Origin of the sequence: Maribacter sp., assembly GCF_039968975.1 — a bacterium.
Classification (GTDB): Bacteria; Bacteroidota; Bacteroidia; order Flavobacteriales; family Flavobacteriaceae; genus Maribacter.
Window position 1 is genome coordinate 1 of record NZ_JBDVOT010000031.1, and the last position, 10,795, is coordinate 10,795.

Here is a 10,795-nt window from a genome sequence, read left to right on the forward strand (position 1 = left end):
AACCAGCTCTTAAAAGACCATCAGCCAGATTATGATGCTAAAGAAGCATATTTCTTAAAAGAACTGTTGTTATGGGGATTGGTTTCTTACAAGAAATTAAACAAGCAACGTTTTACAGATGGGTTTGAGTTTAAAGACCTCTATAGTAGTTTCTTAAAAGATATTTAGTTAACGAACCTAAGAACAGGTTAAATAGCTATTGAGTTGAAAATTTAACTTAAAGCTCTATTATTTAATAAAAAAAGCCCTATTCATTACAAATAGGGCTTTCTCTTTTTCACAGCAAAATTAAATTCATTGTAATTGATAAGCGGGCAATTTAAAAATGAAAGAACTTCCTTCATAGGGTTTACTTAAAACTACTATGGTAGTATCGTGTAAATCCATTATTTTTTTGACTATTGCCAAGCCAAGACCTAAACCTTGTTTTTGAGTATTTTTATCTACTTGCTTATATCTGTCGAATATAAAAGGTTGATCGTTTACAGGTATTCCGTTACCAGTATCTGTAATATTTATTTCAATTTGTTTACCCATTTTTATTAGGCTCAACTTTACTTTTCCTTCAGGTTCGGTATATTTAATAGCATTTTCAATTAAATTCTGTAAAGCTCTTTCTACTAGACCTATATCCGCAAATACCATACAGTTTTCTTCAGGATTTTCTAATTGAAGATGAATTTGTTTTTTTTCTGCCAAAAGTCTGAATTTGGCAATTAAATCATGAGAAAGCTCTGTTATTGAAAATGGTTCTTTTATTGGTGTAACCTGTTCAGCTTCTAATTTTGAGTATTCAAATAACTGATGAATTAAGCTTGAGAGCTTATCAATATTGTTATGTGTAATCTGTAAATACTCTTCTTTTTGACTCTCTGTTAGTGTATCTTTTTTGATTTGTAGCGTCTCTATATATCCTTTTAAAACTGCTAAAGGTGTACGCAAATCATGAGATACGTTGGCAATTAGTTCTCTACGTAGATTATCAACGGATTTCATTTTGTCCATATTATCGACAATGGTATCTGCCATTTCATTGAAAGATAAAGCCACCACTTCAATATCAGATTGTTCTGGATTTTCAATTCTGATATCCAAATCTCCTTCTTGAAACTTACGTACCGTTTGGGTAATCAATCTTAGATTTTTGGTCAAAAACCAAATACTTAACATTCCAATTAATGCAGCAAATATCATTGTTAGTACAATAGCCCCAATGCTTAGCTTTGTGAAATAGGAACTAAAAAGGCTATCACTGATAAGAGCTAATTCTTTACCGGCAACAATTATATAAATGTACCCTTCATGACCATCAATAGAAAATGGAGCCGCTGAGAAAATATTTTTTTCTTCAGGATTTAATGGGTCGTCACCTAAAACGAATTCTTCACCTTTGGTTTTTATATATTTATCGATTGGCTCTAAAGCTACCGATTTCATGGGTTCATTTTTATTATGCTCAAGTACAACAGAGTATAAAATATCACCAGATTTATTTAGTAAATACACTTCTATACCACGATTTACAGCCATCATATCGTGCATTAAATCGCCAAATAATTCCTTGTTTACACTGCCATCTTCCAAAAAAGGAGCTGCATTTTGAAATTTTTCTTGTATTACATGATCGGCAACATTTGCATTTACACGTTGAGTAATTGCCTGATTATAATTTAGGGTTAAGTAGCTTGTAATGAAAATGTACGATGCTCCCATAAGTATGATAAGAAATATGAAGGCTATCCATAATTTCTTTATCAATTTAGGAGTAAGGGTTTTATCACTGTTTATCATGCCATTATCTCTTCATTAAATTTATAACCCACACCCCAAGTGGTCAATATGTAGTTGGGATTTGCCATATCAGATTCTATCTTGGCGCGTAATCTATTAATATGAGAGTTTACGGTATGCTCATATCCTTCAAAGTTATAACCCCAGATAATATTTAATAGCTCTGTTCTAGTGTAGTTTCTACCTGGGTTAGATGCCATTAATACTAATAGTTCAAATTCTTTTGGAGATAGCTCTATTTTGTAATCTCCTAAAACTACTTTTCGTTTATCAATATCAATTTTAAGTCCCTCAGCAAGAATAATTGAAGTGTCTTCTTGTTTCTTTTCTACTTTATTGGTGCGTCTTAATACTGCCTTTATTCGAGCTAATAACTCTCTTATACTAAAGGGTTTCGTCATGTAATCATCAGCACCGATTTCTAAACCTAAAACGCGGTCAATTTCTTCAGACTTTGCAGTTAGCATAATTACGGGAGTATTTTTGGTAGCACGTAATTTTCTGCACACTTCAACGCCATCTAAACTTGGTAAAGTAAGGTCTAACAGTATGAGGTCAAAATCACTTTCTAAAGCTAGTTGTAAACCTTCATTTCCATCCATAGCCATGGTAGTTTCATAGCTTACATCAGAAAGATGAAGTTCTAGTAGTTTAATGATTTCAGGATCATCTTCAATAATTAATATACGTTTCATAGTAGATTACGAATTAAGAAAAAAAGTATCACAGAAAAATCACATTGTACATATAATAGTAGGGTACAAGGTAATTATGCCTTTCAATAGGTCGCATAAAACTTTAATAATTACATAGATACTCTATAATTATTTCTCTTAATAGTCATAATAAAAATGAATTACTAGGTATTAAAAAATCAAAAAAAAACCTCGATAATTTCTTATCGAGGTCTGTATATGGTATTGACTTTTAATTGTTCCAATGATCTACATGTTGGTTCATATCATCAAAAATGTAGGTACCAACAATTTCTTTTCTATATACTATTGCTAAGAATGTTACCAATAATAGAATGGCATAAAGTACTAATATTAAAACTCCAATAGGCAAAAAGCTACTTGGTATAATATGATTCTCAAATTCTGAATAGCTCGATAAAATTATCAATGTATCCACCAATTTATATATGTATACCAAGGATATACCATAAAGAACGTATTCTAAGGTTCTCATTGGTGGGTCACTTAATTCATGCTCGTTAATTTTAAACCAAAGTACGTATAGAAATACAAAGTGAATGATGGATAAGATAGGGAAGAGATAATTATCAATTTTAAAAAAGTAAAATTTGTTGGTGTACAACCCGTAAAAACTAAAGATGTTCAATAAAAAAATTACGACAATAGATGTAATTAATGTTCGCTTCCACGTAAGTAATCCTTTAATAGCATTCATAAATTAGTTTTTATTGATATGGGAGAATCATAGTTTCGTTGCAATTACGGGGAAGCTCCGGTATTACTTAAAACAAATCGATGAACGGCTTACTTTGTTGTTCAAGTCATTGGTTCTAAGCAAATCATACTTAATATTACTGCTTTTCAAACAAATTACAATAAAAAATCTAAAATAATAGTGTAGTGTTATATGAGAGAATTATTGCCTAAAATAATGGCTCAGAATTATTATTAATGAATACAACTACACGTGGTAACAAGTTATGTTTATAATGTAATTACTTTTACATTATGAAGAAAAAACGTTTTTGTTATTTAGTACGTATTCAGTATTTAGGGTTTAGGTTTAACGGTTGGCAGGTACAGCCAAAACTTAAAACTATTGTAGGTATGCTGAATAAAACATTTACATTTTTATACCCGAATGCTCCATACAAAATTTTAGGCGCAGGTAGGACCGATTCTAAGGTTTCTTCTCTTGATGGTGCTTTTGAACTCTTTGTTGAAGAACCAATTGTTGATTTAGACATATTTCTTAATGGCTTCAATAAGAATCTACCCTCTGATATTCGGCTACTTTCTATTACACCTGTTGATCAAGGCTTTAATATTATAAAAGATAGTAAAACAAAAGAATATCATTATTTTTTTTCCTTTGGATCTAAGAATCATCCATTTTGTGCTCCTTTCATAACTAATTATATAGATGAGCTTGATTTAGAATTAATGAAAAAGGGTGCTTCTTTATTTGCCGGTACACACGATTTCAGCGTTTATACCGCGTCGTTAAAGCCAAATACCATCACTGTACGTGAAATTGAAACTTGTACCATAGTTCCTAACGATATTCTTACCGCAAATTTTTTTCCAATACAGAGTTATGTTTTAAAGATAGTGGGAAGCGGATTCATGCGATATCAAATTAGAATGATCATGGGTGCTCTGGTGCAGCTTGGTAAAAACGAACTCTCTTTAGAAGAAATCAAAGAATCTTTACTTACGGGTTCTGTACAAAAACTAAATACTATTGCACCAGGATCTGGATTGATCTTAAACCAATTACACTTTAATAGTTAGCTTGTAGTTTTAATATATTTATAAAAAAATGTTCATGGCTACAAACAAAAAGCTCCATCTTCCAAAAAGAAAAAAGAAGAAATCTCGCCAACAAAACAAATTAGGTAAAGCTCCAGGTACCATTAGTTATATGGGTGATAAGGAGCGAGGCGATAGTGTTATTTATAGTACTTCTTATAATGTCAACGGATTTGAAACAAATGAATATGAAAATTTAGACCAGTTTCTCAAAGAAGATAGTTCCGATAAAATAACTTGGGTAAACGTTGTTGGTATTACCGATGAACCTTTTATTGAAAAATTAGGAAAGCACTATAATCTCAACCCTTTAGTACTTGAAGATATTGTCAACACTGAGCAGCGACCTAAAATTGATGAATATGAGGATTATATTTTTGGAATATTTAGAATGCTATATATTTCTGAGGAGGATGAGATTATAGGTGAGCACATCGCTATTATTTTACATGAAAATACGGTCTTGGTTTTTCAAGAGGTAAAAGCAGATGTCTTTAATGGTTTACGAGAACGAATTACCGGTAAACTAGGTCGTATTAGAACTAGAGGAGCAGATTATCTGTTTTTTGCCTTATTAGATGCTATTGTAGATAATTATTTTTTAGCTATTGAAAACCTTAATAATAGAATAGAAAATTTAGAAGAAGAAGTCTATCAAAATCCTGAACCAATTGTAGCACAAAATATTCAACAGTTAAAAAAAGAAATTTTAAAAATTAGAAGATGGATTTACCCTGTAAAGGAATTAATTAGCAGGTTAATAGATTCTGAAAATCCTAAGATTACAAAAGATACAAAATTGTTCTTACGTGATGTTTTGGACCATGCCATAGAAATTAACGAAAGTTTACAGATTTATCGTGAAATGTCTATGAGTTTAATGGAAATGTACATGAGTAATATGAGTAATAAAATGAACGAGGTCATGAAAGTATTGACTATAATGGCCTCTATTTTTATTCCTTTGACTTTTATTGCAGGTATCTATGGTATGAATTTTGAACACATGCCAGAACTTCATTATAAGTACGGATACTACGTTGTATGGGCGGTTATGATTCTACTATTTGTTGGAATGATGATTTATTTTAAAAGAAAAAAATGGCTGTAACATTATACTCTTTTTAATTGATTAGTATTTACTAGTCTTGTTTTTTATAATCAAAATCATTAATTATTATTTTTTATGGGTCACTGATTATTTCTGTTTTCATATATCTTGCCAGTATCTAAAATGTTAGATGTGAGAGATTTAATTTTTAATTAAGTCAAAGATTAATTTAAAAAATTATATATGGAAATTAGAAAAATGTTTATGTCGATAGCTGGATTGTTACTTATAACAGGAACTGTATTGGCACAAGAGAAAAATCAAGAAGTGTTGGATACTAAAATATCTAAATCTTATACAGTAAACGATGGTAAAAAATTGGTAAAGAACACCGTTGAAATCACTACCAAGCGTTTAAACACCATAGAGCGTTCAAAAGAAGATGAAGGTAAGGTAGATCAAGATAGGGTAGTAGATAGTGTTGCAACAATTATTAAGACAGTAAATATAGATAATGACGATGATGATGCTTTTGATGAGAAAATAGTATTTAGCTATGAATCTAAAACACCTGAGGATTTTGTTTTAGTTTCTAAAAATGATGAATTGGTTGTAGCAATGAACGAAGGCGAAAATTTAAAAGTTGTTGAAAATATTAGCCTTAAGAGCAAAAAGATGATGAACGATAAAACTACATATGTATTTACCAATGAGCACGGTGAAAACTTAGAGTTTTTGGTTGAAGAATATAGTAAGCCTAACGAAACAATGATGTTAGAAAAATAATCTTCTACATTTTAGAATATAAAAAAGAGCCGATAAAACGGCTCTTTTTTTATTTATAATCTGGACTATAATTTAATTGAACAAGTTTGATGATAGATAACGATCGCCGCGGTCACAAACTATAGAAACAATAACACCATGGTCTATCTCCTGTGCTAAGCGCAACGCTACGGTAGCGGCACCACCACTGCTCATTCCTGAAAAAATACCTTCTTCTTTTGCCAGCTTTCTTGCCATTTCTTTTGCCTCAATTTCAGTCACTTCCATAATGCGATCAACTTTCTTTGCATCGAAAATTTTTGGTAAATATTCTTGAGGCCATTTGCGAATGCCTGGTATGCTAGCATTATCACCAGGTTGAACGCCTACAATTTGTATATCCTTATTTTGCTCTTTTAAATAAGTTGAAGTACCCATTATAGTACCTGTGGTACCCATTGCAGAAACAAAGTGGCTTACCTTACCTTCAGTATCATTCCATATTTCTGGTCCGGTAGTATTATAATGTGCTTTCCAGTTATTTGGATTACCAAATTGGTTCATCATTATATACCCTTCATTGGTAACTTTTTTTTCTGCATAATCACGTGCACCTTCAATACCTACATCAGAAGAGGTTAGGGTAACTTTAGCTCCATATGCTCTCATGGTCTGTACACGTTCTATAGTAGAATTTTCAGGCATTACCAATTCAATGTCAAGACCATAAACGCCGGCAATCATTGCTAATGCTATCCCGGTATTACCACTGGTAGCTTCAATTAATTTATCATTGGCGGTAAAATCTCCATTATCAAAGCCGGTTTTAATCATATTGTAAGCGGCACGGTCTTTTACACTACCACCCGGGTTATGACCTTCCATTTTAAAATAAACGGAAACATTTGGGTTAGTATTTAATACTCGTGATTTAACTAGCGGTGTATTACCAATTAAGGATAGTAATGAATTAGACATGGGGTAAAGTTTTTATTTTGATTTCTGGTGTATGAAATACTGTTGAGTGTGGTGCTACAGATGTGGTTATCCAAGCGTTACCTCCTACAATACTATTTGCGCCAATTATGGTATCTCCTCCTAAAATAGTGGCATTGGCGTATATAGTTACATTATTTTCAATGGTAGGGTGTCGTTTAGTCTGTTGTAAATTCTTAGCAACAAAGAGTCCGCCCAAAGTAACACCTTGATATATCTTAACGTCATTTTTGATAATCGCAGTTTCACCGATTACAACTCCTGTGCCGTGATCTATATGAAAAGATTTTCCTATCTGAGCACCAGGATTAATATCTACACCTGTTTGTCTGTGTGCATATTCCGTCATTAGACGAGGTACTAGTGGAAATCCGGTTTTATAAAGTTCATGTGCCAATCTATATACAGAAATGGCGTAAAAACCTGGATATGCCATATATACTTCTTCAATGGATAAAGAGGCAGGGTCGCAGTTTACGGTTGCCTCAGCATCTAAATTTAGACTTTCAAGAACTAGTGGTAATTTTTCTACATAATTTTCCCAAACCTTTTTACAAGGTTTATCACTTTCCCAACATGCCAGGTCTACAAGTTCATCAAATTGCTTTTCTAGCTTATCAAGACTTTCAGCTACTGGGGTTCCAATATCAAATAACATATAAAAAAGAAGGTCCGTAAATTTCTCGGTATTCTTTTTTAATCGAAATCTTAAATTCGGTTGTTTTTTGTGGGTATTAATCTTTTCGATTATAGATCGATGGTCCATGTATCTTCGTTAGTTCATCAAAATTAACCAAATAAGTAAAAGTACTTCTCTTCTTATGGTTAACTTTAGCTTAAAATCACAACTGTTAAGTCGAATGTTAGAAACGAATATTACAAAAAGTACATTTCAATTTTTAAATAAATTAAAGAATAACAACAATAGAGATTGGTTTACCGAACATAAAGCTGAATTTAAAGCAGAAGAAACTAAGGTGAAAAGCTTCTTTAATCATGTGCTTGATTTACTAAAATCAAATGACGAAATTGAAAAATTAAAAGTATTTAGAATTTATAGAGATGTACGTTTTTCTAAAAATAAAACGCCATATAAAACTCATCTTTCGGCTTCTTTCGCTAGGGCAGGAAAACACCGCAGAGGCGGTTACTATATTCAGATAGCACCAGGTAACAGTTTTATTGCTACAGGATTTTGGAATCCTGAAAAAAATGATTTGCTTCGTATTAGAAAAGAGTGGGAGATAGATACCACAGACTTAACCGATATTACAGAAGATAAAAAGTTCAAATCTATTTGGGGAGAACTGGTCGGCGATGAATTAAAAACAGCACCAAAAGGTTTTGATAAAGATCACCCCAATATTAAGTTTATACGCAAAAAGCAATACATCTTCGTAAAGAACTTTACAGACAAAGAGGTATTGTCAGATGATTTTGCAAATACGGTTTATGAAAGTTTTTTAGCTATACGTCCTTACTTTGATTTAATGAGTAATATCCTAACCACTAATTTAAATGGCGAATCTTTATTGGACTAGTTCATATTTTTCAAAATATTGAATTTGATCTTGAATTCTTTTTACGACCATATTCATCATTCTTTTATTTAACGCAGAAGAGTTTTTAATATACAACTCATATTCTTCTACGGTAAATTGACCAATGATCATTCCTTTCAAAGAATTTCTGAACTTAATATCTTTTTGTATTGATTTAGCAATATAGTCCATGCGTTTATCAATCTTTAGCTCATAAAAGCTATTCTTCATTTTGGTAATATAATTCTGGTAAGATGCTAGAAGTAAATCGTTTTGTAGTTTTATTATTGGGCGCAATGTTTGGTTTTGAAACCGTTCATCATCACTCATGTTGGGCATTATTTTAGCAGAGGCAATTAAAGGTCGAATCGATTGCAATTTCTGTGTCCTGTCCATGATATTTTGATTTTACCTAAAGGTACATATTAGATAAAATTGATGTTTAACCCCTGTAATAAGTTTTTAACCTGTTATGAACAATTAAGCTAAACTTGCTACATTCAAAAAATAGCATATAAAATTAGGGTTCTAATAATTCTATTAAGCTGCAATTGTTAATATGTAACTTATTAATTAGGTAATTGTTACAATTGGTAAATCGTTCTTCTTAAAAAGACGAAATAGTAGTATTGAAAATTTTTAGAACTAACTTTGCAAAGTAGAATTTCAAAAAAAATAAGCTATGAGATTTCATACTAGAAAATTAGTAAAACCAGGTGATTTAAACTCTAACGGAACATTATTCGGAGGTAGATTATTAGCTTGGATCGATGAAGAAGCAGCACTTTATGCCATTATTCAATTAGAAAATGGAAAAGTCGTTACCAAATATATGTCAGAAATTAATTTCATGAGCGCCGCTGTAAAAGGTGATGTTATAGAAATTGGTATTGAAGTTGTTAAGTTTGGTAAAACATCATTAACATTGAATTGCGAGGTACGTAACAAAATGAACCATCAAACTATTGTTACGGTAGACAACATCATTATGGTGAATCTTGGCGAGAACGGAAAGCCAGCTGCACATGGAAAAACTAAAATAGAATTTGTAAAAGACCGCCTAGCGGCATTGGGTGAAGTTGATTAACTTTCACCCAATGTTTTTGCAATGGCCTGTACGTCATCAAGTACGCGCATAAGGTTTCCTCCCCATAATTTTGCTATTTCTTCTTCAGAATATCCTCGTTCTACAAGCTCTAGTGTTACATTAAAGGTTTCAGAAGCATCGCTCCAACCCTCAATACCACCACCACCATCAAAATCAGAACTAATACCAACATAATCAATACCTATTAGCTTTACCATATAATCTATATGGTCTACGAAATCACCAACGTTCACAGCTTCTGGCGCATCAGTTTTAGTAGTTGCTAATTCCTTTCCTATTTTCAAAACTCTTGGGTAATTATCCATAAAAGCTTCTTTTTCTGTATCGGATAAACTTGAAAATTGAGAACGTTCATACCAAGTAATATTCAACGAATCGGCTACTTGTTGGTATATTGATTTCATAAATGCTGCTCTAGCTTCATGTTTTTCTGTATTTAAATAAGAACTGAAGGCTACAGTTTGTACAACTCCGCCATTTTCTTTCATCATTAATAACTGCTCGTCGTCTAAATTTCTACTATGGTCACATAAAGCTCTGGCTGATGAGTGAGAAGCTATAATTGGCGCTTTTGACAATGCTATCATTTGTTTCATAGCTTCTTTTGATGGGTGAGAAACATCTATCATAATACCCAATTTGTTCATTTCCTCTACCGCTTGCTTTCCTAAATCACTTAAACCATTGTGTAACCATACATCATCGGCTTCACCTGTATTAGAATCTGAAAATTGACTATGTCCATTATGAGCCAATGAAATATAACGAGCACCTAAATCATGGTAAGTTTTGAATTGAGACATGTCAGTACCAATAGGATAAGCATTTTCAACACCGATCATAGCAGCTTTTTTTCCAGACTCAACAATTCGTGTTACATCTGCAGAGGTTAATGCTAATTCTATATCATCAGGAGCTATTTCTTCGCATAATTTATGAATAGCTTCAAATTTGGACATGGCGTTCTCTTTTGCCTTGGCATAACCTTCATCTGTTAGTGTATCTTGACCTGTATAAACTATTAACCAAGTGA

At 32.2% G+C, this 10,795-nt stretch carries 12 protein-coding genes; 5 read left to right on the plus strand and 7 right to left on the minus strand.

From position 1 onward, the window contains the following. Positions 1 to 294: 294 nt before the first annotated feature. The 3 genes from ABJI11_RS01950 to ABJI11_RS01960 form a co-directional block, all read right to left on the minus strand. Complete coding sequence (locus ABJI11_RS01950; RefSeq protein ID WP_348348927.1) at positions 295 to 1,791, minus strand: HAMP domain-containing sensor histidine kinase; 1,497 nt, start codon at positions 1,789 to 1,791, stop codon at positions 295 to 297. Further along, positions 1,788 to 2,486: a response regulator transcription factor gene (locus tag ABJI11_RS01955; protein ID WP_348348929.1), complete on the minus strand. Its 699-nt coding sequence runs from the start codon at positions 2,484 to 2,486 to the stop codon at positions 1,788 to 1,790. The genes ABJI11_RS01950 and ABJI11_RS01955 overlap by 4 nt, the downstream gene beginning before the upstream one ends. A gap of 232 nt (positions 2,487 to 2,718) precedes the next feature. After that, positions 2,719 to 3,204: a hypothetical protein gene (locus tag ABJI11_RS01960; protein WP_348348931.1), complete on the minus strand. Its 486-nt coding sequence runs from the start codon at positions 3,202 to 3,204 to the stop codon at positions 2,719 to 2,721. 293 nt (positions 3,205 to 3,497) lie between these two features. Between ABJI11_RS01960 and ABJI11_RS01965 the strand changes: the two genes are divergently transcribed. The 3 genes from ABJI11_RS01965 to ABJI11_RS01975 all read left to right on the plus strand — a co-directional run bounded on the left by ABJI11_RS01965 (position 3,498) and on the right by ABJI11_RS01975 (position 6,138). Next, the gene (locus ABJI11_RS01965) at positions 3,498 to 4,283 is read left to right on the plus strand and encodes a tRNA pseudouridine(38-40) synthase TruA (protein WP_348348933.1); all 786 of its coding nucleotides are present in this window, start codon (positions 3,498 to 3,500) and stop codon (positions 4,281 to 4,283) included. Between the two features lie 34 nt (positions 4,284 to 4,317). Then, a complete protein-coding gene (gene corA, locus ABJI11_RS01970; RefSeq protein ID WP_348348935.1) occupies positions 4,318 to 5,412 on the plus strand; it encodes a magnesium/cobalt transporter CorA in 1,095 nt (364 codons plus the stop codon). A 183-nt stretch (positions 5,413 to 5,595) separates the two neighbouring features. Then, positions 5,596 to 6,138 carry a hypothetical protein gene (locus tag ABJI11_RS01975; protein WP_348348937.1) on the plus strand — a complete coding sequence of 181 codons (543 nt, stop codon included), beginning with the start codon at positions 5,596 to 5,598 and terminating at the stop codon, positions 6,136 to 6,138. Positions 6,139 to 6,210: 72 nt separating this feature from the next. Here the strand turns inward: ABJI11_RS01975 and cysM are convergent, their stop codons facing one another. Together cysM and epsC are read right to left on the minus strand one after the other, a co-directional pair. Continuing rightward, positions 6,211 to 7,095: a cysteine synthase CysM gene (gene cysM / locus ABJI11_RS01980; protein ID WP_348348939.1), complete on the minus strand. Its 885-nt coding sequence runs from the start codon at positions 7,093 to 7,095 to the stop codon at positions 6,211 to 6,213. Further along, entirely contained in the window at positions 7,088 to 7,879 is a 792-nt protein-coding gene (epsC, locus tag ABJI11_RS01985; RefSeq protein ID WP_348348941.1) for a serine O-acetyltransferase EpsC, read from the minus strand. Before epsC ends, cysM begins: the two co-directional genes overlap by 8 nt. A gap of 94 nt (positions 7,880 to 7,973) precedes the next feature. Between epsC and ABJI11_RS01990 the strand changes: the two genes are divergently transcribed. Further along, on the plus strand, positions 7,974 to 8,654 hold the full coding sequence (locus tag ABJI11_RS01990; protein ID WP_348348943.1) for a DUF2461 domain-containing protein: 681 nt from the start codon (positions 7,974 to 7,976) through the stop codon (positions 8,652 to 8,654). Here ABJI11_RS01990 and ABJI11_RS01995 read toward each other — a convergent pair. Continuing rightward, positions 8,643 to 9,050, minus strand: a complete 408-nt coding sequence (locus ABJI11_RS01995) for a glyoxalase (protein ID WP_348348945.1) — start codon at positions 9,048 to 9,050, stop codon at positions 8,643 to 8,645. The two genes, ABJI11_RS01990 and ABJI11_RS01995, sit on opposite strands and share 12 nt — an antisense overlap. A gap of 286 nt (positions 9,051 to 9,336) precedes the next feature. Between ABJI11_RS01995 and ABJI11_RS02000 the strand changes: the two genes are divergently transcribed. After that, on the plus strand, positions 9,337 to 9,741 hold the full coding sequence (locus ABJI11_RS02000) for a hotdog domain-containing protein (protein WP_348348947.1): 405 nt from the start codon (positions 9,337 to 9,339) through the stop codon (positions 9,739 to 9,741). On the opposite strand, the gene ABJI11_RS02005 is transcribed toward ABJI11_RS02000, so the two are convergent. Beyond that, positions 9,738 to 10,795: membrane dipeptidase (locus tag ABJI11_RS02005; RefSeq protein WP_348348949.1), on the minus strand; the 1,058-nt coding region annotated here is incomplete at its 5' end. The genes ABJI11_RS02000 and ABJI11_RS02005 overlap by 4 nt on opposite strands.